Here is a 25,771-nt window from a genome sequence, read left to right as displayed (position 1 = left end):
CGACATGACCTCGTTGATCAAGGGGAACGCGTCAGGGCACGCCGGCGACGGCGACGCGGGCCGCTTGATCAACGAGGTCGTCGGTCTACCCGGGGGGATCGGCGAGCCGGCCCGGCTGGCCCGGGCGGCAGCGTACGACGACTTCCTGCGGGGTTTGCTGCCCGCGCGTGCGGGCGTGGCGCTGCTCGCTGTCGGTGGGCTGGGCCGGCGGCAGTGCGCCCCGTACGGTGACCTCGACCTGGTGCTGCTGCACGCCGGTGTACCCGGCACGGACGAGCTGGCCGCCGCGGTCTGGTACCCGATCTGGGACGCCGGCCTGCGGCTGGACCACTCGGTGCGGACCGTCGCCGAGGCGCTCTCGGTGGCCCGGGACGACGTCAAGGTCGCCCTCGGGTTGCTCGATGCCCGGCTGGTGGCCGGCGACCGCGCCCTGGCCGACGCGCTGGTCCGTACCGCCGCCGACCACTGGCGGCGGACCGCCGTCCGCCAGCTGCCCGGCCTGCGGGAGGTCACCGCCGCCCGCTGGCAGGCCCACGGCGAGCTGGCCTTCCTGTTGGAGGGCGACCTCAAGGAGGCCGCCGGCGGGCTGCGCGACGTGGGGCTGCTGCGGGCGATCTCCGCCGCGGGGATCACCGACGCACTACGTCCCGCCGTGCGCGCCGCACACCTGCGCCTGCTGGACACCCGGGACGCCCTGCACCAGCAGGTCGGCCGCCGGGTCGACCGGCTGGTCGCCCAGGAGCGTGACGGGGTGGCCACGCTCCTCGGCCTCCGACAACTCCAGCTCGGCGCGTCTGACGCCGCGCGGCGCCCTGGAGCCGTCGTAGAGGACGGCGATGCCCTCCTGCGCCGGGTCGCCGGGGACGCGCGCACGGTCAGCCACGCCCTGGACGACGCCTTCCGCGCCGCCGACCGGCTGCGCTCCGGCCGCTCCCGGGGCGGGAACGGACGCCCGGTGCGCCGACCGGTGGCCCGGGACGTGGTGGAGCACGACGGCGAACTGGTGCTCGCCCGCACGGCGATCGGAGCACGCCCCGACCCGAGCCTGTCACTGCGGGTGGCCGCCGCCGCGGCCGCCACTCGGCTGCCGATAGCCCGCGCCACCTGCGAGTGGCTGGCGGCGTACTGTCCGCCGCTGCCCGCGCCCTGGCCGGCCGGGGCCCGGGCCGCGCTGACCACCCTGCTCGGCGCCGGTCCCGGCCTGGTGCCGGCCTGGGAGACCTGTGACCGGTACGGGCTGGTCGACGGCTGGCTTCCCGAGTGGGCCCGGCTGCGCAGCCTGCCCCAGCACAACCCCGTGCACCGGTACACCCTCGACCGGCACCTGGTGCAGACCGCGCACGAGGCCAGCCGACACTCCCGCGAGGTGGACCGTCCGGACCTGCTGCTCCTCGGCGCCCTGCTGCACGACATCGGCAAGGGGTTGCCCGGAGATCACAGCACGGTCGGTGTGCCGCTGGCCGAGGCGGTGGCGACCCGGATCGGCCTGCCCACCGGCGAGGTCGAGCTGATCGGCACGCTGGTCCGGCTGCACCTGCTGCTGCCCGACGTGGCCACCCGCCGGGACCTGGCCGACCCGGTGACCATCGCATCGGTGGCCGAGGCGGTCGGCGACACCGGCACACTCGACCTGCTGCACGCGCTGGTCCGGGCGGACGCGGCGGCCACCGGACCGGCGGCCTGGTCGGACTGGAAGGGCCGGCTGGTCGCCGAACTGGTCGCCCGGGTCCGCACCGCGCTGGACACCGGCGTGCTGCCCGAGCCGCCGACCCCCGACCCGGCGCTGCTGGCCGGGCCCCTGCCGGTCGTCCACCTGACCGGGGACCGAGTAGCGGTGGCGGCGGCGGACCGGCGCGGCCTGCTCGCCACGGTGGCCGGCTGCCTGGCGCTGCACCGGTTGGAAGTGATCTCCGCGGACGCCTCCGTGGTCGACGGCCGGGCCCTGGTCGAGTGCCGGGTGCAGCCGCGCTACGGCCTGCCGCCGGACCCGGTCCCGCTCCGCGCCGACCTGCGGCGAGCGGTATCCGGCGACGTGTCGGTCACCCAGCGGCTGCGCGGCCGTGCGCTCGCCGCCCGGGGCGGCGGCGCGGCCCCCCGGGTGGTTTGGCACCGCGAGGCGGCCACCGACGCGGTGCTGCTGGAACTGCGCGCCGCCGACGCCGCCGGGCTGCTCTACCGCGTCACCTGTGCGCTCGACGAGGCGGGTGCCCTGGTCCGCGCGGCCCGCATCTCCACCCTCGGCGCCGACGTGGTCGACGCCTTCTACCTGGTCGGCGGCTGGCCGGACGACGCCACCCGAGCCCGCCTGGAGACCGCAGTCCTTGCCGCCGTCTGACCCGCGATCGGATCCGCCCCGAAGCCCCGGCCGGTGCCCGCGCTGCGCTGTCCGACGCGCGGCGCTGCGCCGTCCGACGCCCGGCGCTGCGGCGTCCGCCTAGCCGACGCGGCACCTCATTGCTCTGCTAGGCCCAGCACACCCCCGGGCGGGGGGACGCCGCCCACCGGACGTGGTCCCTGCTGTCGGTACCGCGGCCGCCGCCGCTGTCCGGCTGCCACGCGCGCCTGCGTCTTCGGCGGCCCAACCCTCGTGCCAGCCCATCTCGCTCACAAGCGTTATACCTCAGAGTCATATTTATGCCTCAGAGGTATAACGCTCGCGGAGGTGTCCGCCGCCGGCCCGGGCGCGCTCGAGCCGTCCGGCGGGTCTCACCGCCCAGCGGGAGCGCTGTGGCGCCGTCCGGAGGGGGCCTTGTCCGGAAGGGCCCTGTCCGGAAGGGCGCCGTCCGGGGGTGTGCCTTCTGGGGGTGTGCCGGGGAACGGCGGCCGGTGAGAGGCGCGGGCCGGCGGGTGGCGCGGCCACCGGCAGCGGGCGGGAGCGGCAGAGCGGCGTGCGGCAGAGCGGCGTGTGGCAGGGCTTTTGGGGCAGGGCGGCGTGTGGCAGGGCGGCGTGCGGCGAGGCGGACAGGGGCGGGGGCCCTGGGGCGGCGGGTACGTCCGGGGGCGTAGCTGCGGTGCCGCTCGTGGACGCACGCCGGGCGGCTTCGGCGCGGGCAGAATGACGGCCATGCGAGGGAGCGGGCAGCGAGGGTGGCAGGAGACGGCCGTTGACGCGGCGCTCGCCCTGGTGCTGCTCGGATTCGCGCTGCTCGCGACCGGCCTGGCCGGGAACAACCAGCCGGGGTCGAGGCCGGTGGACGCCGCCTGCCGGGTGCTGATCGCGGTCGCCGCGCTGGCCCTGCTGGCCCGACGCCGCGCCCCGGTCGCCACCCTGGCCGTGGTCACCGTGGCAACCACGGCGTACCTCGTGCTCGGCTACCCGTACGGTCCGATTCTGCTCACTTTCCTGATCGCGGTGTACACCGTGGCGGCGCGACTGCCGGTGCGGCTTGCGGCGCTTGCCACCGGCGGCGCGTTCGTGCTGCTGCTGACACACGTCTTTTGGTCCCGGGGTCCGGCTCCGGGCTGGGCCGCGGTGCTGCCCGCGTCGGCGTGGGCGGTCGTACCGTTCGCGGCGGGGACGGTGGTGCGGGTCAACCGCGAGGCGACGGCCCGCAGTCGTGCCGAGCAGGCTCGCAGCCGCGCCGAGCAGGCCCGGCGACAGGCCGACGAGGAGCGGCTGCGCATCGCTCAGGAGGTGCATGACGTGGTGGGGCACGGGCTGGCCGCGATCAGCATGCAGGCGGAGATCGCCCTGCACCTGCTGCCGAAACGGCCGGAGCAGGCGGAGACCGCGCTGACCGCGATCAGCCGGACCAGCCGGGAGGCACTCGACGAGCTGCGGGTCACTCTGGGGGCCGTGCGGCGGGGCGCGGAGCGTGGGCCGGTGCCCGGCCTGGCCCGACTCCCGGCGCTGCGCGACCGGCTCGCCGGGGCTGGTCTCGCCGTCGAGCTGCGGGTGGTCGGTGATCCCCGGGAGCTGCCGAACCCGGTGGACCTGGCCGCGTACCGGGTGGTGCAGGAGGCGTTGACCAACGTCCTGCGCCACGCCGGGGTGGCCAACGCGGACGTGACGGTCGGCTACCGCGTCGACGAGTTGACCGTCGAGGTCACCGACCGGGGCGCGGGCGCGGCCGGCGACGTGTTGGATCCCGCCGGCGACGGCGGGCACGGTCTGGCCGGGATGCGGGAGCGGGTCGACGCGCTCGGTGGGCGGCTGCTCGTCGGGCCGCGCCCCGACGGCGGTTTCCGGGTGTACGCCCGGCTGCCGGTGGAGCCGTCCGCGTGATCCGGGTGCTGATCGCCGACGACCAGGACCTGGTCCGGCTCGGGCTGCGCGCGCTGGTGGAGAGCGAGGACGACCTGGCGCTCGCCGGTGAGGCGGCCGACGGACTGCGGGCGGTGGAGCTGGCCCGCCGGGAACGGCCGGACGTGGTGTTGATGGACATCCGGATGCCGGGCATCGACGGGATCGAGGCCACCCGTCGGATCGTCGCCGACCCCGACCTGGTCGGCACACGGGTCGTGGTGCTCACCACCTTCGAGCTGGACGAGTACGTCTTCGACGCGCTGCGGTACGGGGCGAGCGGGTTCCTCACCAAGGACACCCGGCCGGCCGAGCTGCTGCGGGCTGTCCGGCTGGTCGCCGAGGGGGAGGCGCTGCTGTCGCCGTCGGTGACCCGGCGGGTGGTGCGGGAGTTCGCCACCCGCCCGTCCCGGGCGCCCCGCCCGCACCCGCGGCTCGACGCGCTCACCGACCGGGAGCGCCAGGTGGTCGGCCTGGTCGGTGAGGGGCTGAACAACGAGGAGATCGCCGCCCGGCTGGTGGTCAGCCCGGCGACCGCGCGTACCCACGTCAGCAGGGCGATGGGCAAGCTGGGCGCTCGGGACCGGGCGCAGCTCGTCGTCTTCGCGTACCAGTCGGGGTTGGTGTCCGGATAAACGGCGGCGGCCGGGCGCGGCGGGGCGGCCGGGACGCGGCCCGGGCCGGGCGACAGCGGCCGTGCAGCCGGCCCGCTACCCTTGCGGTGGTCGGACTCCGCACTGCCGGCCACGTTGTGCCCGCCGGAACACTGACAAACGGGATGTTCGCGTGTTTGACACCTTGAGTGACCGCCTGTCCGGGATCTTCACCAAGCTCCGCGGCAAGGGGCGGCTCACCGACGCCGACATCGACGCCACCGCGCGCGAGATCCGCCTCGCGCTGCTGGAGGCGGACGTCGCGCTGCCGGTCGTCAAGGGCTTCATCGCGGCCGTCAAGGAGCGGGCCCGCAGCTCCGAGGTCTCCCAGGCGCTGAACCCGGCCCAGCAGATCATCAAGATCGTCAACGATGAGCTGATCAACGTGCTCGGCGGCGAGGGCCGGCGGCTCCAGTTCGCCAAGCAGTCCCCGACCGTGATCATGCTGGCCGGCCTCCAGGGCTCCGGTAAGACCACCCTCGCCGGCAAGCTGGCCCGCTGGCTCAAGGGCCAGGGGCACCAGCCGCTGCTGGTCGCCGCGGACCTCCAGCGTCCCAACGCCGTCGGGCAGCTCCAGGTGCTCGGTGGCCGGGCCGGCGTCGAGGTGTACGCCCCGGAGCCCGGCAACGGCGTCGGCGACCCGGTCCAGGTGGCCCGCGCGTCGATCGAGCACGCGAAGCGGGCGGCCCGGGACATCGTCATCGTCGACACCGCCGGCCGGCTCGGCATCGACGCCGAGATGATGCAGCAGGCCGCCGACATCCGCGACGCGGTCCAGCCGGACGAGGTCATCTTCGTCATCGACGCGATGGTCGGTCAGGACGCCGTCCGCACCGCCGAGGCGTTCCGTGACGGTGTCGGCATCACCGGTGTGGTGCTCTCCAAGCTCGACGGCGACGCCCGTGGTGGCGCCGCGCTGTCGGTGCGCGAGGTGACCGGGCAGCCGATCCTGTTCGCCTCCACCGGCGAGAAGCTGGAGGACTTCGACGTCTTCCACCCCGACCGGATGGCCAGCCGGATCCTCGGCATGGGCGACGTCCTCACTCTGATCGAGCAGGCCGAGCAGGCCTTCGACTCCGATCAGAAGGAGAAGATGACCGCCAAGCTGATGGGCGGCGAGCAGTTCACCCTGGAGGACTTCCTCGACCAGCTCATCGCCGTGCGGCGGATGGGTCCGATCGCCAACGTGCTGGCCATGATGCCCGGCATGGGGCAGATGAAGGACCAGCTGGCCGATCTGGACGACACCCACTTCGACCGGGTCACCGCGATCATCCGGTCGATGACCCCGGGCGAGCGGACCAACCCGAAGATCATCAACGGCTCCCGCCGGGCGCGCATCGCCAACGGCTCCGGAGTCACCGTGATGGACGTCAACCAGCTGCTCAACCGCTTCGCCGACGCGCAGAAGATGATGAAGCAGATGGGCGGCATGATGGGCCTGCCCGGCGGTGGCCGGCGCAAGGCGACCAAGTCGCCGAAGAACAAGCGGAAGGGCACCAAGGGTGGCGGTCGGCCGCGTACCGGCGCCGGTGCCGGGATGCCGGGCGGCTTCCCGGGCGGTATGCCGCAGCTCCCGCCGGGGATGGACCCGAACGACCTCGCCGGGGGCCAGGGGCTGCCGCCCGGCTTCAAGCTCCCGAAGATCGACTTCAACAAGCTCGGCAAGGGTGGCGACAAGGGCCCCCGCTGATTCCGCAGACGCCGGGCTGATCGGGTAGGACTGTGCGCATGGCTCTTCATGTGCGCGGTGTGCTGCTCCCCGACGACGAGGTCCGGGATCTCTGGCTGGTCGGCGACCGGGTGACCTTCACCCCGGTGCCCGACGCGGAGACGGTGGTCGACGGCGGTTTCGTCCTGCCTGGGCTGGTCGACGCGCACTGCCACATCGGCATCGCCCGTGGCGGTGCCCCGATCACCTCCCTCGATCAGGCCCGCGAGCTGGCCCACGTCGACCGGGACGCTGGCGTGCTGGCGATCCGCGACGCCGGCTCGCCGTACCCGTACCCCGAACTCGACGACGAACTGGACCTGCCGCGACTGGCCCGGGCGGGCCGGCATGTCGCGCCGCCGAAGCGCTACCTGCGCGACATCGGCGTGGAGGTCGGCGCGGCCGAGGTGGCCGCCACGGTGGCGGCTCAGGCGCGGGCCGGCAACGGCTGGGTCAAGCTGGTCGGCGACTGGATCGACCGCGGCGTGGGTGACCTGGCGCCGGCCTGGGACGCGGACACCCTCACCGCCGCCGTGCGGGCCGCGCACGACGCCGGGGTACGCGCAGCGGTGCACACCTTCTCCGAGTCGGCGGTGGAGATCATGGTGCGGGCCGGGGTGGACTCGGTCGAGCACGGCACCGGGCTGAGCCTCGACCTGATCGACGAGATGGCCCGCCAGGGCACCGCGCTGGTCCCCACGATGATCAACATTGCCACCTTCGACGGCATCGCAGAGCAGGCGCGGGCCAAGTTCCCCGGGTATGCCGAGCACATGCTGGCACTGCGGGACGGATTCCCGGAGGTGGTGCGGGCCGCACACGAGGCGGGCGTGCCGATCTACGTGGGCACCGACGCGGGCGGCGGCATCGACCACGGGCTGGCCGCCGAGGAGATGCTGCTGCTGCACGAGCGGGCCGGGATGGCGCCGATCGACGTGCTGGCCGCAGCCTCCTGGGGCGCCCGGGAGTGGCTCGGTTTTCCCGGCCTGGTCGAGGGCGGCCTCGCCGACCTGACGGTCTACCCCGAGGACCCACGCCACGACCTGCGCGTCGTCCGTGCCCCGTCCCGCACCATCCTCCGGGGCCGCGTCATCCGCTGACGCCCCGCGCGCGGCCCGTGGGGTTAGTGGGTTGGGCGGGCCGTCGCCGCGAAGAGGCGTATCGCCAGGTCGGTCAGGGCTGAGGCGGTCTGGTCGATCGGGGAGCGGGGAAGCACGATGTGGCTCACCACCAGGCGGACGATGCTGTCGGCGGCGAAGGCCAGCGCGGCCGGGTCGGCTCCCGGCAGGTGGTCTCCGGCCCACTCGATCAGCGCGCCGGAAGCCTCGGTGAGCACCACCTCGGCCCGGGTGGTCAGATATGGCAGCAGCTCGTCCGAGCCACCCCGGGCACTGGTCAGGATGGCCTTGACCAGCGGGTTGTCCGCTGCCGTGGCGAGGGTGCGCGCGATGGCCGCGTATGCCCCGGCCCGCACGTCGTCGCCGTTCGCGACAAGTGCGGCACGGACGTCGCCGACGAACCGGTCCACCTCGCGCCGGGCCAGCGCCTCGGCCAGCCCCGCCTTGCTGCCGAACTCGTTGTAGACGGTCTGCCGGCTCACCCCGGCCGTGGTGGCCACCCCACCCATCCGGACCGCGTCCCAGCCGCCGGCGATGGTCCGCGTACGGGCGGCGTCCACGATCGTGTCCCGCAGTTGCTGGCGCGGCGAGCCGGTCGATGCAGTCATGGTGGTCGAATTCTACGGGGGCACCGTCGCCACGCCCAGAGCTGCCACGACGACGACAAGCCGGGCGTGACACCGCACGACGGGCGGGCGCGACACGGCACGGCCACTCCCGGACGCGGTGTCCCCCCGTGTGGCGCATAGGATGTGCGGTCATGGCACGCGTGCTCACTCCCCGTGCGGAGGACTTCCCCCGCTGGTACCAGGACCTGATCGCCAAGGCGAAGCTGGCCGACAACGGCCCGGTCCGCGGCACCATGGTCATCCGCCCGGCCGGCTATGCCATCTGGGAACGGATGCAGGCCGAGATGGACGCCCGGATCAAGGCGGCGGGCGCGGAGAACGCGTACTTCCCGCTGTTCATTCCGGAGAGCTACCTCAAGCGCGAGGCCCAGCACGTCGAGGGCTTCTCGCCGGAGCTGGCGGTGGTCACTCACGGTGGCGGCAAGCAGCTCGCCGAACCGGTGGTGGTGCGCCCCACCAGCGAGACGGTCATCGGCGAGTTCATGGCCAAGTGGATCGACTCGTACCGGGACCTGCCGCTGCTGCTCAACCAGTGGGCCAACGTGGTCCGGTGGGAGCTGCGCCCGCGGATCTTCCTGCGTACCAGCGAGTTCCTCTGGCAGGAGGGGCACACCGCGCACGCCACCCGCGAGGACGCCCGGGCCTACGCCCGGCGGATCCTGCACGAGGCGTACGAGGACCTGATGGTCAACGTGATCGGCATCCCCGTGGTGGTGGGTCTGAAGACGGCCCGCGAGCGGTTCGCCGGTGCGACCGCCACGTACACCTGTGAAGGCATGATGGGCGACGGCAAGGCGCTTCAGCTGGGCACCAGCCACGAGCTGGGCCAGAACTTCGCCAAGGCGTTCGACATCAGCTACTCGTCGGCCGAGGGTGGCCGGGAGCACGCCTGGACGACCTCCTGGGGCACCTCGACCCGGATGCTCGGCGGGCTGATCATGGCGCACGGCGACGACAACGGCCTGCGGGTGCCGCCGAGGCTGGCCCCGATCCAGGCGTACGTCATGATCGTCAAGGACGGCGAGGGCGTCGCCGAGGCGGCGGCCAAGCTGCGCGACGGCCTGCGTGACGCCGGTGTCCGGGTCGCGCTCGACGACCGCACGGACACCGCGTTCGGCCGCCGGGCCGTCGACGCCGAGCTGCGCGGCTATCCGGTACGCGTCGAGGTCGGCCCCCGCGACCTGGCCGCCGGCAACGCCGTGGTGGTGCGCCGTACCGACGGGTCGAAGTCCCCGACGCCGGTGGCCGACGTGGTCGGCGTGGTGCTGGCCGCGCTGGAGACCGACCAGCAGGTGCTGCACGACCAGGCGCTGGCCAACCGCGAGTCGCTCACGGTGGAGGTGGCCACCCTCGCCGAGGCGATCGAGGCCGCCGCGAACGGCTGGGCCCGGGTGCCGTGGTCGGCGGTCGGCGTGGCCGGCGAGGCCGAGGCGAACGGCCAGGGCGTCACGGTGCGCTGCCTGCTTCGCGCCGACGGCTCGGTGCCGGACTCCGAGGACGAACCCGACCTGATCGCCATCCTCGCCCGCGCCTACTGAGGCGGAAGGAAGGGCACCTTCTTAACGCCTGCGGTAGAGGAAGGGCCCCCTGTTAACAGCCCCGGAGGTGGTGCGGTGCGCTTCGAGTCGGGTCGGCTGATCATGCACCGCAGCGTGCGACGCGGCCGGATCGGATGGGTCCGGCCGGGCCGGGTGGTCAGCGACGACGAGCGGGGCCTGCTGGTCTGGATCGCCCGGGACTCGCCGGTCGCCCACGAGGTGAGCGAGGCGGGGCTGGGGATGCGGGCGATGCCGTTCGCCCAGTGGATCTCGTCGGCGTACCGGCTGGAGCACGGGCGCTGGAACGGGCCGCCGCTGCTGAAGTTCCTGCCCACCGGTGCGGCGCACTCCGTCTGGTGGTTCCGGGACGCGCAGGGCCGGTTCGCCCACTGGTACGTCAACCTGGAGGAGCCCGGCGTGCGCTGGGACGACGGCCCGGTGGCCGGCGTCGACGTGGTGGACCAGGACCTCGACGTGGTGGTGCACCCGGACCGCAGCTGGCAGTGGAAGGACGAGGAGGAGTTCGTCGAGCGCCTCGCCTTCCCGGACGACTACTGGGTGGCCGACGAGAAGGCGGTTCGGGCCGAGGGGGAGCGGGTGATCGCGCTCGCCGAGGCCGGAGAGTTCCCGTTCGACGGCACCTGGTGCGACTTCGCGCCTCCCGCCGACTGGGACGTACCGGACGAACTTCCGCCGGGCTGGGACCGTCCGCGGGTGCGCTGAGGGGTGTTCCGGGTCACCGGTCCGGGCGAGCCGGGCGCGGTGTCCGGGTCCGGTGCGAGAGATCGGCGGCGGATCTGGCAGAATGGGTCGCTGGTATCCGGCGCGCGTCCGGCGCCCTCTAACCCAGGCGCGTCGCCAGTCCACCGAGTAGTCTCCGGCCCAACCCCACTGTGCCGTCGGCGCTCACCCATACACACCGCCCGTACCGGGCTGGTGAGATCGCAACAGGAGCGAAACAACTGTGGCCGTAAAGATCCGGCTCCTGCGGATGGGTAAGATCCGCAACCCGCAGTACCGCATTGTCATCGCCGACTCGCGCACCAAGCGTGACGGCCGGGCGATCGAGTTCGTCGGGGTGTACCAGCCGAAGGAAGACCCTTCGATCATCGAGGTCAAGTCGGAGCGGGTCCAGTACTGGCTGTCCGTCGGCGCTCAGCCGAGCGAGGCGGTGCAGCGGCTGCTGGAGCTGACCGGTGACTGGCAGAAGTACAAGGGCCTGCCGGCCCCGCCGCCGCTGAAGGTCGCCCCCGAGCGGGCCGACCGCAAGGCGGCGTACGAGGCTGAGGCGAAGGCCGCCGCCGGGCTCGCCCCGGAGACCCCGGCCAAGCCGGCCAAGAAGGCCGCCAAGGCCGCTGAGGCTCCGAAGGCCGAGGCTCCGGCTGAGGCTCCGAAGGCCGAGGCTCCGGCTGAGGCGCCGAAGACCGAGGCTCCGGCCGAGGCCCCGGCTGCCGCTGCCGACGCCGGTGAGCAGGCCTGATATGCCTCTGCGTCCGGCGTTGGAGCACCTGGTCAAGGGCATCGTCGACCACCCGGACGATGTCCGGGTGCGGATGGTCGATTCCCGTCGGGGCAAGCGGCTGGAAGTCCGCGTGCACCCCGAGGACCTCGGCACTGTGATCGGGCGGTCCGGCCGGACCGCCAAGGCGCTGCGCCAGGTGATCGGCTCCATCGGCGGGCGCGGGGTACGCGTCGACATCGTCGACTCGTACTGATGCAGCTCGTCGTCGGCAGGATCGGCAAGCCGCACGGTGTCCGCGGTGAGGTCACCGTGGAGGTGCGGACCGACGAGCCCGAAGCACGGTTCGCCCCAGGCACGGTGCTGCGCACCGAGCCTGGGGCGACGCCCCAGACTGTGTCCCCGCGCAGCAGCGGCGTGCTGCGCACCGAGCCTGGGGCGGTTCCGCCGCCCCCGGCCACGGACGGGCCCGGGGTGCTGTTCCGGGTCCCGGCCGAGCTGACCATCGAGGAATCCCGCTTCCATCAGGGCCGGATGCTGGTCGCGTTCGCCGGGATACTGGATCGCGACGGCGCCGAGGCGCTGCGCGGGACCCTGCTCGTGGTGGACAGCGCCGACGTGGAGCCCCCGGAGGACCCGGAGGAGTTCCACGACCACCAGCTCGTCGGGCTGGCCGTGGTCACGCCGGGCGGCGAGCGGCTGGGCGAGGTGGCCCGGATCGACCACGCCCCCTCCTCCGACCTGCTGGTGCTGCGACGCCCCGAGGGGCGTGTCGCGTTGATCCCGTTCGTCCGGGCGATCGTTCCGGAGGTCGACCTGGCCGGTGGACGCGTGATCGTCGACCCACCCGCCGGACTGCTCGACCTTTAGGACCACCCGCATGCGCGTCGACATCGTGTCGATCTTCCCGGAGTACTTCGCCCCTCTCGACCTGTCGCTGATCGGCCGGGCCCGGGCCAATGGCGTACTCCAGTTGGCCGTGCACGACCTGCGGACCTGGACCCACGACGTGCACCGCACGGTCGACGACACCCCCTACGGCGGCGGTCCGGGCATGGTGATGCGCCCGGAGCCGTGGGGCGGCGCGCTGGACGCGCTCGCGCCGGCCGAAGCCCCGCCGCCCCGGCTGCTGGTGCCCTCGCCGGCCGGTGTCCCGTTCACCCAGGCCATGGCGCACGAGCTGGCCGCCGAGCCGCACCTGCTCTTCGCCTGCGGTCGGTACGAGGGGATCGACCAGCGGGTACTGGCGCACGCCGCGACCCGGATGCCGGTCACCGAGGTGTCGCTCGGCGACTACGTGCTCTTCGGCGGCGAGGTGGCGGTGCTGGTCGTCCTGGAGGCGGTCACCCGGCTGCTGCCCGGTGTGCTGGGCAACGCCGGCTCGCTGGACGAGGAGTCGCACGCGCACGGGCTGCTCGAAGCGCCGATCTACACCAAGCCGCCGAGCTGGCGCGGGCACGACGTGCCGGAGGTGCTCCGCTCCGGCGATCACGGCAAGATCGCCCGCTGGCGGCGCGAGGAGGGTCTGCTGCGCACCGCCGCCCGGCGCCCGGACCTGCTCGCCGCGCTGCCCGCCGATCAGCTCGACAAACGGGACATCGCGGCGCTGGACCGGGCCGGATTTCAGCCGCCGCCGGGGGATGTGGCAAAGTAGAGGGGTTGCCGCATCCGTCCGCGCCCGCGGGCGGCTGCGAGGATCCTCGACCGGGGTCGGCACGCCGACCACCACCCGGGGATCAGAACCACCCACCCGCGCACCGAGTGACGGTGCGCCGTGAGCCTCACGAGGACGCAGCGATGAACATCCTGGACGCCCTTGACGCCCAGTCGAAGCGGACCGATCTTCCCGACTTCCGTGCCGGTGACACCGTCAAGGTGCACGCCCGCGTCGTTGAGGGCGCCCGGTCCCGTGTCCAGATCTTCCAGGGCGTCGTGATCCGCCGCCAGGGTGACGGTCTGCGCGAGACCTTCTCGGTCCGCAAGGTCAGCTTCGGTGTCGGCGTCGAGCGGACCTATCCGATCAACGGCCCGGGCATCGACCGGATCGAGATCGTGACCCGCGGTGCCGTGCGCCGCGCCAAGCTGTACTACCTGCGCGAGCTGCGCGGCAAGAAGGCCAAGATCAAGGAGAAGCGGGAGAAGCAGCCCAGCTGACTTCCCGCTCGCCACGCCGCCTGAGCTGCGCGTATGCCGTACCGACCGGACCGCACTACCCTGGTCGTACGGGCGCAGCGAGGCGGCGGCCCCGCCCATGTGGCGGGCAGCCGTCCACAACCGCCCGTGGGGCCTCGACGAGGCTCCCGGGCGGTGGTGTTTCTGCGGACCGGGGAGTGGCGTGGTGCAGACGCTTGACGAGGACGGCACCGTCGATCCGTGGCGCCGGCGGGCCCGCCGCACCCGCCGGCAGATGCCGCTCTGGCAGGAGCTCCCGCTGCTGCTGGTCGTCGCGTTCTGCCTCGCGGTGCTGATCCGCACCTTCCTGCTCCAGGCGTTCTTCATCCCGTCCGGTTCGATGGAGGACACGCTCCTGATCGGCGACCGCGTGCTGGTCAACAAGGTCGTCTACGACGTCCGCGACCCGGTACGCGGCGAGGTGGTGGTCTTCCGGGGCACCGACCGCTGGGCACCGCAGGTCGACGAGCAGCCGGCGCCGGGCTTCGCCGGCAAGCTCACCCGGACCGTCGGTGACCTGGTGGGGGTGAGCCGCCCCGGCGAGAAGGACTTCATCAAGCGGGTGATCGGTCTCCCCGGCGACCGGGTCAAGTGCTGCGACAGCCAGGGCCGGGTCACCGTCAACGGCACTCCACTCGACGAGCCGTACGTGGTGCGCGACTCCCCGCTGGACCTGCCACCCAACCCGGGGGAGTGCCGCTCCCGGCGTTTCGACGAGGTCGTCGTGCCGCCCGGCCAGATCTTCGTGATGGGCGACCACCGGCTGGTGTCCCAGGACGCGCGTTGCCAGGGCCCGGTGCCGATCGACAACGTGGTCGGCCGTGCCTTCATGGTGGTCTGGCCGTCCTCCCGGTGGAATCCGCTGTCGGTGCCGTCGACGTTCGACGACGTGTCCGGGCCGGCTGCGGCGTCCTCGGGCGCGCCCCCGGTCCGTCCGACCCCGCAGGGCGGTGTGCTGCTGCTTCTTCCCCTGGTAGCCGCGCTGCGGCGTTCCCGCGCGTTCCGGACGGTGACGTCTGGCCCGGCAACGTAGGCTCCTTGGCGTGATTGACGAGCAGACCGACAAGCCCCGTAGTTCCTTCTGGAAGGAGCTGCCGATCCTGCTGGGTGTGGCGATCCTGGTAGCGGTGCTGGTCCGCGCCTTCGTGCTGCAGACCTTTTTCATCCCCTCCCCGTCCATGGAAAACACCCTCAAGATCGATGACCGGGTGCTGGTCAACAAGCTGGTCTACGACTTCCGGTCACCGCACCGCGGCGAGGTGATCGTGTTCAAGGCGCCGATCGAGTGGAGCGGCAACCCCGACGGTGAGGACTTCATCAAGCGGGTGATCGGCGTCGGTGGTGACCACGTGGTCTGCTGCGACCCGCAGGAGCGGCTGGTGATCAACGGCAAGTCGCTCGACGAGCCGTACATCTTCTCGATGGACGGGGTCCGCGACAAGCCGGCGGACCAGGAATTCGACATCACCGTGCCGAAGGGGCGGCTGTGGGTGATGGGCGACCACCGGTCGGCCTCGGGCGACTCGCTGGAGCACTGGCAGCAGTCCGGGCAGAACATCACCGAGGCCACGATCCCGGAGGGCGAGGTGGTCGGGCGGGCGTTCACCGTGTTCTGGCCGGTCAACCGGGCCACCTGGCTGACCGTGCCGGATCAGTACGACGGCATTCCGAAGCCGTAGGCCCGACGGGGGCGTGGGCGATCCGCCGCCGGTCTGGCAGGCTGGGGGCGTGACCGTCTACACCCCTCGACGCGCCGCCCGCGTGCTGCTCGTCGACGCGGCCGGCCGGGTTCTGCTCTTCGACGGCTTCGACCCGGCCCGCCCCGGGCACCGCTACTGGTTCACCCCGGGCGGTGGGCTGGATCCGACGGAGTCACCGGCGGCGGGCGCGGCCCGGGAGTTGGCCGAGGAGACCGGGTTGCGACTCGACCCCGCCGAGCTGGGCGAGCCGGTCTGGTCCGAGATGACCGAGTTCCCGTTCGACGGTGTGTGGTATCGCCAGCAGCAGGTGTTCTTCCTGGTCCAGGTGTCGTCGTGGCAGGTGGACACCGCGGGCTTCGACGACGTCGAGCAGCGCAGCATCGCCGGTCACCGCTGGTGGTCGCCGGACGAGCTGGCGGCCAGCGATGAGCGGTACTACCCGGTCGAGCTGCCCGCCCTGCTGACCACGCTCCTGCGACCGACGGTCGGCGTCGGCCGGGACGAGGGCTCGTGCTGACCCCGCCGCGCACCGTCGTGCGCCGGGAGGCCGGGCTGTACGCGCTGGAGCGGGCGTTGCAGCGGCGCGGCTTCCGGCAGGTCGCTGGTGCCGACGAGGCCGGTCGGGGCGCGTGCGCCGGTCCGCTGGTCGCCGCCGCGGCGGTGCTGCCCGAGGGGCGACGGGGCGAGATCGACGGGCTGGCCGACTCCAAGCTGCTCACCCCGGCGAGCCGGGAGCGGGTGTACGCGGAGGTCGTGGACCGCGCGCTGGCGTACGCCGTGGTGGTCATCCCGGCCGAGGAGGTCGACGCCAGGGGGCTGCACGTGTGCAACCTGTCCGCGATGCGCCGGGCGCTCGCCTCGCTCACCACCCGGCCGGAGTACGTGCTGACCGACGGCTTCGGCGTGGACGGCCTGGGGGTGCCGGGGCTGGCGGTGTGGAAGGGCGACCGCGTGGCGGCCTGCGTGGCGGCGGCCAGCGTGCTCGCCAAGGTCACCCGGGATCGGATCATGGTGGAGTTGGACGGGGTGTTCCCGGCGTACGGCTTCGCCGAGCACAAGGGCTACATCACCCCGGAGCACTCCGCGGCGCTGCGGGAGCACGGGCCGTGCCGGGAGCACCGGTTCTCGTACGTCAACGTCGCCGCGGTCTCCGGTCGCGACGGCCGGCCGCCGCGCGCCCGTCGGCCCGTCCAACCGGGCCCGGATGAGCCGATGGAGCGCTCCTGGGCGTCAGGGAGTACCGTCGGCGTGGCGTTGGGCGAGCAGCTTCGGCCTCCGGCGCCGGTGGGGGAAGATGTGGTCATGGAAGGCGGAGTGCGATGAGCGCGGAAGATCTCGAGAAGTACGAGACCGAGATGGAGCTGCAGCTCTACCGGGAGTACCGCGACATTGTCCGCCAGTTCTCCTACGTGGTGGAGACGGAACGCCGGTTCTACCTGGCCAACCAGGTCGACCTGCACGTGCGCAACTCCGACGGCGAGGTCTACTTCGAGGTTGAGATGCACGACGCCTGGGTGTGGGACATGTACCGTCCTGCCCGCTTCGTGAAGAACGTCCGAGTGATGACTTTCAAGGACGTCAACGTCGAGGAGCTGGAGAAGCCGGACATCTCGCTCCCCGCCGACTCCGGCTTCGGCGGCTGACCGCTCCCGTACCGTCCGGCGCCACCACGGGCCCCCCACCCGTGGCGTAGCCCACGCCGCCGGTCATTCGGCCGGCACCACGACCTCAACCCGCTGCACCAGGTTGTTGGCGAAGCCGCCCCGGTTCCACGGCTGCTCAACCGGCTGGGTCCGCCCGGAGGCGTCCGTCGCCCGCGCGCCGAGCACGTACCGGCCCGGCGTCGCCGTCCACTCGTGCCGCCACCGTCGCCAGGCGAAGTCGCCGCCCTCCGCGGCGTCCAGCTCCGCCGGCACCCAGGTCGTCCCGCCGTCAGTGGTCACCTCCACGGAGACCACCGGCGCGTGCCCCGACCAGGCCCGACCGTCCAGAGTGCACGGCCCCGGCCGGAGCACGCGGCGGCGGGACATGAAGTCGGGGAAGCCGGGCGGGCGGACCAGCGCGCGTGGCTCGATCCGGGTGACCGGAACGCCCGGGTCGTCGGCGTCGCGGCGCAGCCGGTAGGCGACCGCGTTCTGGTAGCCCTCGAACGGTTCCGTCCGGACGTCGATCGAGTGGAGCCACTTCACGTGCGCCATGCCGTACCAGCCCGGCACGATCAGCCGCAGCGGCGCACCGTGCTGCGGCAGCAGGGGAGCACCGTTCATCTCGTACGCCAGCAGCACCTCCTCGCGCAGCGCGTCGGCGACGGGCAGCCCGCGCTGGTAGTCCTGCTCGACCCCGCGCTCGACGCCGTGATCGGCGCCGGTGAAGACCACGTCGACCGCGGCCGGGTCGAGACCCGCCTCGCGCAGCAGCGGCGCCAGCGGGGTGCCGGTCCATTCGGCGTTGCCGACCGCCTCGACCAGCCAGGGCTGGCTGACCGGCCGGGGGTCCAGCAGGACCCGGCCGTTGCCGGCGCACTCCAGGGTGACCCGGTGGGTGACCCGGGGCCGTTCACGAAGCTCCGCCAGGCTGACGGTCAGCGGCCGGTCCACCGCACCGCCGACGGTCAGCGCGTGCGTGGCCGGGTCCAGCTCCGGGATGTCGTAGTGGATGAGCAGGTAGTGCAACCCCGCCGGGGTGACGTCGTAGCGCAGCGCCTCCAGCGGGATGCCGTGGTTGCGGGCGGCGAGCTGCAACTCCTCGGCGCTGATCGCCTCGCCCGGCTCAGCGAGCCGGGACGGGCCGCTCACCTCGGCGACCGTCGGCGCGTCGGCCGCCCCGAGGTGCGGAGTCGGGACGTCCTGCTGAGACCCCGACGTCCGGTCATCGACAGTGGTCATAGGGGCCTCCCCGGCTCGGACGGCGGCACTGCGCTCGCACTCGGACCAGCCTAGGCCCTCTGCGACGGCCCGAGCGCGGCCCGGTGCGCGCGACGCCTCCGGTGCGGGGTGGCAGGGTCATCGGGGGAGGAAGCGGAACATCGTCAACCCGGGCGGCAGAGGCCGGGGACGGTTGAGGTGGCGGTGCACGCCGACGCCGACCCGGTCCGCCGGGCGACCTACCGCGACCGGTGCGAATCCCTCCTGCGCGAACCAGTCACAGACGGCGGGCACCAGATCCGGCTCGCGCCGATGCCGGGTCCAGATCACCGTGCCGCCCCTCGCGCAGAGCGCGGCAGAGTGCCCCACGGTGGCCCGAACGTCGGCGTCCGACACGTTGCCGAACACCCCGCAAAGCAGCACGAGGTCGGCCGGGACCAGATCGGCGTACGCGTCGGTCACCGCCGCGTCGCCGACCACCACCTGTACGCCGCTGAGACCAGCCGTCCGGGCGGCGTCCTCGGCCACGGCGGCGTTGCGCGGGTCCAGCTCGACCAGGCGGGCGGTCACGTCGTGGCGGCGCGGGTGGGTGGCGAGCACCGGGATCAGGTCCCGGCCCTGACCGGCGCACGCGCTGATCACCCGGAGCGGCCCAGCCGGCGCCCCGTCCAGTGCCGCCCGAACCTGCTCCCGCACCTCAACCAGCCGGGCGGCCAGCGCCGAACCCGGCTGGTCGTAGTCGTCATGCCAGGCAAGCCAGTCCCGAGCCATCGGCCCAGCATAGGCAGCGTCCGCCGGCCCGCGACATAGCAGATCATCGAGGGCCTTGAGTGGTCGTCCACAGCAGCCCTATTTGTCCACAGCCCGGCTGCTCGGGGGTGGCAGGCGGCCCCGCCCGGTCGCAGGCTGCCGTCATGCGACCGCCACCCGCCCCGCGCACCGTCCCGATCCGCCGCACCGTGCTGCTCTGCGCCGCGTTCCCGCTCGCGCTGACCGCCCAGCTCAGCTGCCTGGCGCTGCTGGTCGCGGCACTGCCCGGCCGCCCGCCGACGCTGGTCGTGCCGGTCGCGGTCGTGGCGCCCGACCCGACGGACACCGGCCCGGGGCGGTTCCGCTGGCCGGTCGACGGGCAGCCCCGCCCGGTGCGCCGATTCGACCCGCCGCCCCAGCCGTGGCTGGCCGGGCACCGGGGAGTGGACCTGGCCGCCCCGGCCGGCGCGGTGATCCGCAGCGCCGGGCGGGGCACGGTGCTCTTCGCGGGCCTGGTGGCCGGTCGACCGGTGGTCACCGTGGGGCACGCCGGCGGGCCGCGCACCACCCACGAGCCGGTGCGACCGTCGGTACGCCCCGGCCAGCCGCTCGCCGCCGGTGCGCCGCTGGGTGAACTGCTGCCCGGGCATCCGGGCTGCCCCGCCGTCGCCTGCCTGCACTGGGGCCTGCGCCGGGGCGCGGAATACCTCGACCCGCTGGCCCTGCTCGGCCTCGGCCCGGTACGCCTGCTCCCGGTCGGCGGGGTCAGCGCTGGGCGAGCAGCGCCGGCAGCCGCACGGCCAGCCGTTCGTACTCGCCGGCGGCGTTGTAGACCTGACCGGTGAGCCGCAGCCACCCCCGGCCGTTCCAGCTCATCACCGCCACCTCGGCGGCGAGCCGCTCGCCGATGCGCGTCTGCAGGGCCCGCGCCGCGTCGATGGTGGTGGCCGTGCCGGCCGGCAGCGGGATGATCCGCAGAGCCACCGCGGGCCCGCCGGGGTCGGGCAGGTGGGCGGGAGGCACCCCCAGCGCGTCCCCCACCACCCGCTGGCCGTACGCGGCGAGCGCGGCGTTGTGCTCCCGGACCCGGTCGACGCCCAGGCTGCGCAGCGTGAAGAGGCCCGCCGGGGCGGCCAGCCACGAGGTGTAGTCCAGGGTGGCCTGCCATTCGATCCGGGCCGGGAAACCGGTGTCCTGCTCCCACGAGACCACCAGCGGCTCGATCCGGTCCCGCCACGGCGCGCTCACCGCGAGCAGGGCGGTGCCGCGTGGGGCGTACCCCCACTTGTGCAGGTTGCCCACCCAGAAGTCGGCGCCGATGCTGGTGACCGGGGTCGGCAGCATGCCCGGCGCGTGCGCGGCGTCCACCAGGACCGGAACGCCGTGTTCGCGGGCCACCCCGACGATGGCGGCGGTCGGGAAGAGCCGGGCGGTGGCCGAGGTGAGCTGATCGACGACGAGGAGCCGGGTCCGCCCCGGGCGTAGGCCGGCGCGGACGGTCTGCACGATCTGCTCGTCGGTGGCCGCCAGCGGGATCGGCAGCACCCGGCCAACCGCTCCGGTCCGGCGGCACTCCCGCTGGATGGCCAGGCTCACCGCCCCGTACCCGTGGTCGGTGCTGAGCACCTCGTCACCGGGCTGCAGCCCCAGCGACTGGAGCACCACGGCGACGCCGGTGGTGGTGTTGCCGACCAGGGCGCTGCCCTCCGGGTCGGCGCCCAGGAAACTGGCGAGGTGCCGGCGGGTGTGCCCGATCCGGTCGACGAGCCCCTGGGTGAAGAAGCGCAGCGGGTTGGCCTCCATCTCGTCGCGCAGCCGCTGTTGGGCTCGCTGCACGCCGATCGGCACCGCGCCGAACGAACCGTGGTTGAGGTGGCTGACCGCCGGGTCGAGGGAGAAGAGCAGGCGGGCGCCCGGGATCGGCTCGGGGGGCTGCGGGACGCTCACCTGATGATCGTAACCGCCGGTCGATCACCGCCGAGCGGTTCGCTCGTCGGGGTCAGGCGCGCGGGTGGGCCTGGCGGTAGGCGGCGCGCAGCCGATCCACCGAGACGTGCGTGTAGATCTGTGTGCTGGCCAGCGACGAGTGGCCCAGCAGTTCCTGCACCGCGCGCAGGTCGGCGCCGCCCTCGAGGAGGTGGGTGGCGGCGGAGTGGCGCAGCCCGTGCGGGCTGGTCCGGGGGAGGCCGGTGGCCTCGGCGTACCCGCCGACGATCTGGCGTGCGGTGGTCGGGTTGAGTCGGCCGCCCCGGGCACCGAGCAGCAGCGCGTCGCCCGAGCGGGCGCCAACCAGCGCCGGGCGGCCCCGCCGCAGCCAGTCGTCGAGTGCTCGCTGCGCGGGCACCCCGTACGGCACCGAGCGCTCCCGACCGCCCTTGCCGAACACCCGGATCACCCGGCGGCCGTGGTCGACGTCCCCGACGTCCAACCCGCAGGCCTCGCTGATCCGCACGCCGGTGGCGTAGAGCAGTTCCAGCAGCACCCGGTCGCGCAGCCGTACCGCCTCGACCGCCGTCCCTTCCGCCGGGCCGGGCTTCGCCTCGTCCGGCGGCTCAGCCGTTGTCGGCCCGGTCGGTGTGGAGGCGGGGGTCAGCCGGGTTGGTGCCTCGACCAGGGCGGCGGCCTGGTCGGCGCGCAGGACGGTGGGAAGTTCCCGGTGCGCGCGAGGGCTGGCGAGCGCGGCGCCCACGTCGGCGGGGAGCAACCCGGCACGGTGTGCCCAGGCGCTGAACGCCCGCGCCGACGCGGCCCGCCGGGCCAGGGACGTGCGGGCGGCACCGGTCGTCCGTTGCCGGGCCAGCCAGCTGCGCAGCACCGACAGGTCCAGCTCGGCCAGCTCGACACAGCCCATCCGAACGGCGTGGTCGAGCAGCGAGACCAGGTCGGTGACGTACGCGCGGACGGTGTGCGTCGACCGGTTGCGGACCCGGGACAGGTAGTCGGCGAAATCGTCCACCGCGTCGCGCAGCGCTGGCGGCAGCTCCTGGTGGGTGGCCCGGGTGCCCCGGGCAGGCCCGCTCATCGCCGCCAGGTGGGCGGCGCCGTGGTGCGGGCCGGTCGATGGGCCGGCGCACCCCCGCTGACAGTCGGCACGACAATCAGCCTACGGCCGCGCGTCGCGTGCCGCCGGCCACGACAGTGCCGGTGTCGTCGGTGCCGGTGACGTCGGTCTCGGCTTGGCGGTAGCCGCCCAGTTCCGCCGGCTGGTCCGCCTGGTCGCCGAGCGTGGCGGTGACGCGATCGCTGACGGCCGGCCGGGCCGGCAGTGGTCTCTCGACCTCTCTGACCGGGTGCTGCTGGTCGCCGCGTACTGGCGGACGAACCTGACGATGCACCAGATCGGCCCGTTGTTCGGGGTGTCGCACTCCGCCGCTCACCGGGTCATCGACACCCTCGGCCCGCTCCTCGCACTGGCCCCGGTTCGTCGGCGCCGGGTCGACCAGATCGCGATCGTCGACGGCACCCTCATCCCGACCCGGGACCACCGCCTGGCCGCCCCGAGCAAGAACTACCGCTACTCAACGAACCTGCAGGTCGCCATCGACGCCCACACCCGCCTCGTGGTGGCCCTCGGCGACCCACAACCCGGCAACCGCAACGACACCATCGTCTACCGCACCAGCGGCATCGACCAGAAGCTGGCCGGACGGCCGGTGATGGCCGACGGCGCCTACCGCGGCAACCCAGAGGTGATCATCCCGTACCGCAAGCCAGCCGACGGCAGCGAGCTACCCGAGTGGAAGGACGACCTGAGCAGACAGCACCGCACCGTCCGAGCACAGGTGGAACACGCCCTGGCCAGGATGAAGTGCTTCAAGATCCTCCGCGACTACCGTCGCGCCGCCCACACATTGACCGACGCTGCTTCCGGCATCGTCCTCAACGCGGCGGCTGCCGCCGACCTGCTCGCAGTGATCAGCCAGGCCCGGCCTCAGCCAGGACACCACGAGCCACTGCCTCCGGCAGCCGACCGACCGCCGACCCAGGCGCGCGTCCCGCGACAGACCGCTCGAGGCGATGCGCCACCCACGCCCCGCCGCACCACTGGTCAGCGCCTGCACCTGCAAATCCTCGGCGACGCGATGCTGCAGTGCCACGGCCGGCCGGTGACAATCCGGCGCACCGCCGCCCGCCAAGCCCTGGTCTTCCTCGCCGTGCATCCCGACGGCGCCAACAGCCGGGACCTGACAACCGCGATCTGGCCCGGCCTTCCCGCACACACCGTCACCAGCCGCCTCTACACCACCCTCAGTGACCTCAGAAAAGCCGTCGCCGCCGTCAGCGAGATTCCGCTCATCGAGCACACCGGTGACCGCTACCGCCTGCGCCGCGACCACATCGAGGTGGACCTGTGGCGGTTCCACGCTGCGGTAGAACATGCCGCCACCGCAGTGACCGCACGCCCCGCCGCCCGGCAGGCCGTCATCAACGCCTACACCGGCAACCTCGCCGCCGGCCACGACTGGCCGTGGCTCAACCCGCCACGAGAAGCCCTACGCCGGCGCGTCATCGACGCCTACACCGCCCTGGCCGCCACCCAGCCCGACCCGCGGCGCGCCCTGTCCCTGCTGCAAGACGCGATCCGCGTCGACCCGTACAACGAAGACCTGCACCGGCGCGCCATACACGCCCTCGAGGCGCTCGGCGACCACGCCGCTGCCGAAGACCTGCTCACCACCTTCAACCGCCGGCTGACCGACGCCGGCCTGGAGCACGAAGAAGAAGTCCGGCAGCCGCGCGCAGCCTCGAGCGGGCAAAAGCACTAGCAGCTCGCCTGGGCCTGCCAGCGGCTTTCGGCCGGCACCGGCCGGGCCGGCCCGCCACGCTGACGGGCACAAAACCTTGGGAAGACCTCGGGGACCGCCCCGAACCCCGACCCCTCCTCAGACATCAGCCGCGGATCCCCTCGCCGGGCACCACAAGGGCTATGGCTACCAGCCTTCCCGGACGGGGCCAAGGTCGTCCGGTAGTGCGCTCCACCCTTGGCCCCGTCCGGGGAGGCTGGACGCTCTGGCGACTGCCCGACGAGGTGGAAGCAGTGCAGCCCGTCGTGCGTGGCGACGCAGACCCGGCCCGCATCGTCGACGCGTACGCCGTCGAAGGAGCCGGCGTCGCAGGTGCCGAAGACCTCGCCGGCGCGCAGCGCGCCGCCGTCGGTGACGGTGAACCGGCGCAGGCCCCGTCGACCACGTAGACGCACGACGGCGGCCACGCCCGGGGCCGGAGGCCATGCCGTTGCCCGGGGCGACAGAAGTCGGAGAACCGCCGTCCCGCGTTAACCCGCAGGTCAGGCGCCTGACCGGCGGCTGCGGTTGCGTGGTGACCGCCAAACGCCCGTCCGTCAGGAGGACAACCCGTGACTTTCCGTTCCAGCCGCTGGCTGCTGGCCCCCGTGGTCGCGGGGGCGGTCGCCGCCACCGGCCTGAGCCTGGTCAACCCGATCACCGCGGCCGACGCCGGCCCGGCCAAGGGCAAGGCTCGCAACGTCATCTTCATCAACGGTGACGGTATGGCCGCTGCCCAGCGCGAGGCCGCCCGCCTCTACCTGGCCGGTCTCGACGGCCAGCTCACCATGGACAAGCTGCCCTATTCCGGCCAGCTCACCACCAGCCCGCACGACCCAGCGTCGCCGATCACCGACTCCGCCGCCGCCGCGACCGCCTGGGCCACCGGCGAGAAGACCTACAACGGCGCGATCAGCGTCGACGTGGACGGCAACCCGCTGCCCACCCTCGGCGCCCAGGCAAAAGCCGCCGGCAAGGCGACCGGCCTGGTCACCACAGCCCAGGTCACCGACGCCAGCCCGGCCGCCTTCTTCGCCAACACCGCCAACCGCTCCGCCCAGGACGAGATCGCCCGGCAGTACCTCGAGGTCACCAAGCCGGACGTCATCCTGGGCGGCGGCGAGGACTGGTGGCTGCCGGCCGGCGCCGCCGGGGCCTATCCGGACAAGCCGGCCGAGGACCCGTCCGAGGCCAGCACGGGCACCAAGGGCGACCTGATCACCGAGGCGAAGGCCAAGGGCTACCAGTACGTATCCACCGCCGATCAGCTGCAGGCCGCCAAGGGCGGCAAACTGCTCGGCCTCTTCGCCAACGAGGAGCTGTTCCAGCAGCGCCCCGAGGGCGAGGGCGACGTCTACAACCCGCCGGCCAGCCTGGCCACGATGACCGACAAGGCCCTGTCCACCCTGTCGAAGAACAAGCAGGGTTTCTTCCTCTTCGTCGAGGAGGAGGGCATCGACGAGTTCGCCCACGCGAACAATGGCACCCGAATGCTCCAGGCCCTCGGCGAGCTGGAGAAGGCCGTCGCGGTGGCCCGCAACTACGCGGCCAGCCACCCGGACACCCTGGTCGTGGTGACCGGTGACCACGAGTGCGGCGGCCTGACCGTCGAGGACACCGCCACCTCCGACGAATCGGGCGACGGCATCTCGGCCGAGGACGGCCCCTTCCCGATCAAGGGCAGCAGCCTGAGCTTCAACCTGGACTGGACCACCAGCGGGCACACCGGCGCCGACGTGCCGGTAACCGCGGTCGGTCCGCTGGCCGAGCAGTTCAGCGGCAAGCACCCGAACACCCACGTGCACGACGTGCTCGCCCAGATCCTCACCCGCTGACCCGGCTGGCCGCGCCCTCCCGTCTCGCATCAGGGACGGGAGGGCGCTCCGGCCAGCGCCACCAAACCGTTTCGCGCCCGGCTGACCACCCGCACCCAGCTACGGGCGCCGGCTCGGCGGCGGGTTTCGACACCATCCGATCGCACCACCCAGTCCTCATAGGGAAGGCCAGTTCTCCCCTGGCGGCGGGAGTATCCGGATCTCATGGGTTCTGTCGGGTCCAGCCTGCCCGGCCTCGGTGTGGTCCTCGGTGCTCGGGTGCTGGCCGAGTTCGGCGACGACCCCAAGCGTTACGCCGACGCCAAGGCGCGCAAG

At 73.2% G+C, this 25,771-nt stretch carries 25 protein-coding genes and 2 pseudogenes; 21 read left to right on the top strand and 6 right to left on the bottom strand.

The annotated features are described in order from the left end of the window. Nucleotides 1-4: 4 nt before the first annotated feature. The 5 genes from ABZU69_RS25900 (at nt 5) to ABZU69_RS25880 (ending at nt 7,707) form a co-directional block, all read left to right on the top strand. A complete protein-coding gene (locus ABZU69_RS25900; protein ID WP_354966930.1) occupies nt 5-2,335 on the top strand; it encodes a [protein-PII] uridylyltransferase in 2,331 nt (776 codons plus the stop codon). Between the two features lie 729 nt (nt 2,336-3,064). Next, a complete protein-coding gene (locus tag ABZU69_RS25895) occupies nt 3,065-4,225 on the top strand; it encodes a sensor histidine kinase (protein ID WP_354966929.1) in 1,161 nt (386 codons plus the stop codon). Then, nucleotides 4,222-4,878, top strand: coding sequence for a response regulator transcription factor (locus ABZU69_RS25890; protein WP_354966928.1), 657 nt, complete (start codon nt 4,222-4,224; stop codon nt 4,876-4,878). The genes ABZU69_RS25895 and ABZU69_RS25890 overlap by 4 nt, the downstream gene beginning before the upstream one ends. 151 nt (nt 4,879-5,029) lie before the next feature. Next, nucleotides 5,030-6,589 carry a signal recognition particle protein gene (gene ffh / locus ABZU69_RS25885; protein WP_354966927.1) on the top strand — a complete coding sequence of 520 codons (1,560 nt, stop codon included), beginning with the start codon at nt 5,030-5,032 and terminating at the stop codon, nt 6,587-6,589. Between the two features lie 38 nt (nt 6,590-6,627). Further along, on the top strand, nt 6,628-7,707 hold the full coding sequence (locus ABZU69_RS25880) for an amidohydrolase family protein (protein WP_354966926.1): 1,080 nt from the start codon (nt 6,628-6,630) through the stop codon (nt 7,705-7,707). Between the two features lie 23 nt (nt 7,708-7,730). Here the strand turns inward: ABZU69_RS25880 and ABZU69_RS25875 are convergent, their stop codons facing one another. Continuing rightward, nucleotides 7,731-8,333 (bottom strand): TetR family transcriptional regulator, encoded by a 603-nt coding sequence (locus ABZU69_RS25875; protein WP_354966925.1) that lies wholly within the window; start codon nt 8,331-8,333, stop codon nt 7,731-7,733. Nucleotides 8,334-8,485: 152 nt separating this feature from the next. Between ABZU69_RS25875 and proS the strand changes: the two genes are divergently transcribed. The 12 genes from proS to ABZU69_RS25815 all read left to right on the top strand — a co-directional run bounded on the left by proS (nt 8,486) and on the right by ABZU69_RS25815 (nt 16,866). Beyond that, entirely contained in the window at nt 8,486-9,892 is a 1,407-nt protein-coding gene (gene proS, locus ABZU69_RS25870) for a proline--tRNA ligase (protein ID WP_354966924.1), read from the top strand. 75 nt (nt 9,893-9,967) lie between these two features. Further along, complete coding sequence (locus tag ABZU69_RS25865) at nt 9,968-10,615, top strand: DUF402 domain-containing protein (protein ID WP_354966923.1); 648 nt, start codon at nt 9,968-9,970, stop codon at nt 10,613-10,615. A gap of 241 nt (nt 10,616-10,856) precedes the next feature. Then, the gene (gene rpsP / locus ABZU69_RS25860; RefSeq protein WP_354966922.1) at nt 10,857-11,372 is read left to right on the top strand and encodes a 30S ribosomal protein S16; all 516 of its coding nucleotides are present in this window, start codon (nt 10,857-10,859) and stop codon (nt 11,370-11,372) included. After that, complete coding sequence (locus ABZU69_RS25855) at nt 11,347-11,607, top strand: RNA-binding protein (protein WP_172862164.1); 261 nt, start codon at nt 11,347-11,349, stop codon at nt 11,605-11,607. The genes rpsP and ABZU69_RS25855 overlap by 26 nt, the downstream gene beginning before the upstream one ends. Continuing rightward, a complete protein-coding gene (gene rimM / locus ABZU69_RS25850; RefSeq protein ID WP_354966921.1) occupies nt 11,607-12,221 on the top strand; it encodes a ribosome maturation factor RimM in 615 nt (204 codons plus the stop codon). The genes ABZU69_RS25855 and rimM overlap by 1 nt, the downstream gene beginning before the upstream one ends. A gap of 10 nt (nt 12,222-12,231) precedes the next feature. Continuing rightward, nucleotides 12,232-13,005 carry a tRNA (guanosine(37)-N1)-methyltransferase TrmD gene (trmD, locus tag ABZU69_RS25845; protein ID WP_074319223.1) on the top strand — a complete coding sequence of 258 codons (774 nt, stop codon included), beginning with the start codon at nt 12,232-12,234 and terminating at the stop codon, nt 13,003-13,005. Nucleotides 13,006-13,148: 143 nt separating this feature from the next. Continuing rightward, nucleotides 13,149-13,505: a 50S ribosomal protein L19 gene (rplS, locus tag ABZU69_RS25840; RefSeq protein ID WP_354966920.1), complete on the top strand. Its 357-nt coding sequence runs from the start codon at nt 13,149-13,151 to the stop codon at nt 13,503-13,505. A gap of 181 nt (nt 13,506-13,686) precedes the next feature. Beyond that, nucleotides 13,687-14,556 (top strand): signal peptidase I, encoded by an 870-nt coding sequence (gene lepB / locus ABZU69_RS25835; RefSeq protein ID WP_354966919.1) that lies wholly within the window; start codon nt 13,687-13,689, stop codon nt 14,554-14,556. Between the two features lie 10 nt (nt 14,557-14,566). Beyond that, nucleotides 14,567-15,202 (top strand): signal peptidase I, encoded by a 636-nt coding sequence (gene lepB, locus ABZU69_RS25830; RefSeq protein ID WP_354966918.1) that lies wholly within the window; start codon nt 14,567-14,569, stop codon nt 15,200-15,202. Nucleotides 15,203-15,251: 49 nt separating this feature from the next. Then, the gene (locus tag ABZU69_RS25825; protein ID WP_354966917.1) at nt 15,252-15,740 is read left to right on the top strand and encodes an NUDIX domain-containing protein; all 489 of its coding nucleotides are present in this window, start codon (nt 15,252-15,254) and stop codon (nt 15,738-15,740) included. Beyond that, nucleotides 15,734-16,546, top strand: coding sequence for a ribonuclease HII (locus ABZU69_RS25820; protein ID WP_354966916.1), 813 nt, complete (start codon nt 15,734-15,736; stop codon nt 16,544-16,546). The genes ABZU69_RS25825 and ABZU69_RS25820 overlap by 7 nt, the downstream gene beginning before the upstream one ends. Further along, a complete protein-coding gene (locus ABZU69_RS25815) occupies nt 16,543-16,866 on the top strand; it encodes a DUF2469 domain-containing protein (RefSeq protein ID WP_007075222.1) in 324 nt (107 codons plus the stop codon). The genes ABZU69_RS25820 and ABZU69_RS25815 overlap by 4 nt, the downstream gene beginning before the upstream one ends. Before the next feature lie 63 nt (nt 16,867-16,929). Here the strand turns inward: ABZU69_RS25815 and ABZU69_RS25810 are convergent, their stop codons facing one another. Together ABZU69_RS25810 and ABZU69_RS25805 are read right to left on the bottom strand one after the other, a co-directional pair. After that, nucleotides 16,930-18,108, bottom strand: a complete 1,179-nt coding sequence (locus ABZU69_RS25810; RefSeq protein WP_354966915.1) for a sulfite oxidase — start codon at nt 18,106-18,108, stop codon at nt 16,930-16,932. Between the two features lie 117 nt (nt 18,109-18,225). Further along, a complete protein-coding gene (locus ABZU69_RS25805) occupies nt 18,226-18,858 on the bottom strand; it encodes a class I SAM-dependent methyltransferase (RefSeq protein ID WP_354966914.1) in 633 nt (210 codons plus the stop codon). Nucleotides 18,859-19,001: 143 nt separating this feature from the next. Between ABZU69_RS25805 and ABZU69_RS25800 the strand changes: the two genes are divergently transcribed. Beyond that, the gene (locus ABZU69_RS25800; RefSeq protein WP_354966913.1) at nt 19,002-19,682 is read left to right on the top strand and encodes a M23 family metallopeptidase; all 681 of its coding nucleotides are present in this window, start codon (nt 19,002-19,004) and stop codon (nt 19,680-19,682) included. On the opposite strand, the gene ABZU69_RS25795 is transcribed toward ABZU69_RS25800, so the two are convergent. Continuing rightward, nucleotides 19,603-20,784 carry an aminotransferase class V-fold PLP-dependent enzyme gene (locus ABZU69_RS25795; protein WP_354966912.1) on the bottom strand — a complete coding sequence of 394 codons (1,182 nt, stop codon included), beginning with the start codon at nt 20,782-20,784 and terminating at the stop codon, nt 19,603-19,605. The two genes, ABZU69_RS25800 and ABZU69_RS25795, sit on opposite strands and share 80 nt — an antisense overlap. A 52-nt stretch (nt 20,785-20,836) precedes the next feature. Next, nucleotides 20,837-21,859, bottom strand: coding sequence for a tyrosine recombinase XerC (locus ABZU69_RS25790; protein ID WP_354966911.1), 1,023 nt, complete (start codon nt 21,857-21,859; stop codon nt 20,837-20,839). Nucleotides 21,860-22,028: 169 nt separating this feature from the next. Here ABZU69_RS25790 and ABZU69_RS25785 point away from each other — a divergent pair. Both ABZU69_RS25785 and ABZU69_RS25780 read left to right on the top strand, forming a co-directional pair. After that, nucleotides 22,029-22,712 (top strand): annotated as a pseudogene (locus ABZU69_RS25785) (transposase family protein); the annotation flags it as partial. Nucleotides 22,713-22,919: 207 nt separating this feature from the next. Further along, nucleotides 22,920-23,603, top strand: a complete 684-nt coding sequence (locus ABZU69_RS25780; protein ID WP_354967061.1) for a BTAD domain-containing putative transcriptional regulator — start codon at nt 22,920-22,922, stop codon at nt 23,601-23,603. A gap of 266 nt (nt 23,604-23,869) precedes the next feature. Here the strand turns inward: ABZU69_RS25780 and ABZU69_RS25775 are convergent. After that, a pseudogene (locus ABZU69_RS25775) lies at nt 23,870-23,971 on the bottom strand (SMP-30/gluconolactonase/LRE family protein); the annotation flags it as partial. A 222-nt stretch (nt 23,972-24,193) separates the two neighbouring features. Between ABZU69_RS25775 and ABZU69_RS25770 the strand changes: the two are divergent. Next, entirely contained in the window at nt 24,194-25,456 is a 1,263-nt protein-coding gene (locus tag ABZU69_RS25770) for an alkaline phosphatase (RefSeq protein WP_354966910.1), read from the top strand. Nucleotides 25,457-25,771: the final 315 nt, after the last annotated feature.

The organism is Micromonospora sp. NPDC005206 (genome assembly GCF_040608175.1).
Taxonomy (GTDB): Bacteria; Actinomycetota; Actinomycetes; order Mycobacteriales; family Micromonosporaceae; genus Micromonospora.
The sequence above is the reverse complement of the archived record's forward strand: the minus strand, read 5'-3'. Positions and strand labels throughout refer to the sequence as shown.

Excerpts from the sequence above, each read along its gene's own strand:
- ABZU69_RS25805 (WP_354966914.1), bottom strand. The coding sequence starts at position 18,858 with ATGGCTCGGGACTGGCTTGCCTGGCATGACGACTACGACCAGCCGGGT.
- ABZU69_RS25875 (WP_354966925.1), bottom strand. The coding sequence starts at position 8,333 with ATGACTGCATCGACCGGCTCGCCGCGCCAGCAACTGCGGGACACGATC.
- ABZU69_RS25790 (WP_354966911.1), bottom strand. The coding sequence starts at position 21,859 with ATGAGCGGGCCTGCCCGGGGCACCCGGGCCACCCACCAGGAGCTGCCG.
- ABZU69_RS25895 (WP_354966929.1), top strand. The coding sequence starts at position 3,065 with ATGCGAGGGAGCGGGCAGCGAGGGTGGCAGGAGACGGCCGTTGACGCG.
- rimM (WP_354966921.1), top strand. The coding sequence starts at position 11,607 with ATGCAGCTCGTCGTCGGCAGGATCGGCAAGCCGCACGGTGTCCGCGGT.
- rplS (WP_354966920.1), top strand. The coding sequence starts at position 13,149 with ATGAACATCCTGGACGCCCTTGACGCCCAGTCGAAGCGGACCGATCTT.
- ABZU69_RS25815 (WP_007075222.1), top strand. The coding sequence starts at position 16,543 with ATGAGCGCGGAAGATCTCGAGAAGTACGAGACCGAGATGGAGCTGCAG.
- ABZU69_RS25800 (WP_354966913.1), top strand. The coding sequence starts at position 19,002 with ATGCGACCGCCACCCGCCCCGCGCACCGTCCCGATCCGCCGCACCGTG.
- trmD (WP_074319223.1), top strand. The coding sequence starts at position 12,232 with ATGCGCGTCGACATCGTGTCGATCTTCCCGGAGTACTTCGCCCCTCTC.
- ABZU69_RS25780 (WP_354967061.1), top strand. The coding sequence starts at position 22,920 with ATGCTGCAGTGCCACGGCCGGCCGGTGACAATCCGGCGCACCGCCGCC.
- ABZU69_RS25880 (WP_354966926.1), top strand. The coding sequence starts at position 6,628 with ATGGCTCTTCATGTGCGCGGTGTGCTGCTCCCCGACGACGAGGTCCGG.
- ABZU69_RS25900 (WP_354966930.1), top strand. The coding sequence starts at position 5 with ATGACCTCGTTGATCAAGGGGAACGCGTCAGGGCACGCCGGCGACGGC.
- proS (WP_354966924.1), top strand. The coding sequence starts at position 8,486 with ATGGCACGCGTGCTCACTCCCCGTGCGGAGGACTTCCCCCGCTGGTAC.
- ABZU69_RS25810 (WP_354966915.1), bottom strand. The coding sequence starts at position 18,108 with ATGACCACTGTCGATGACCGGACGTCGGGGTCTCAGCAGGACGTCCCG.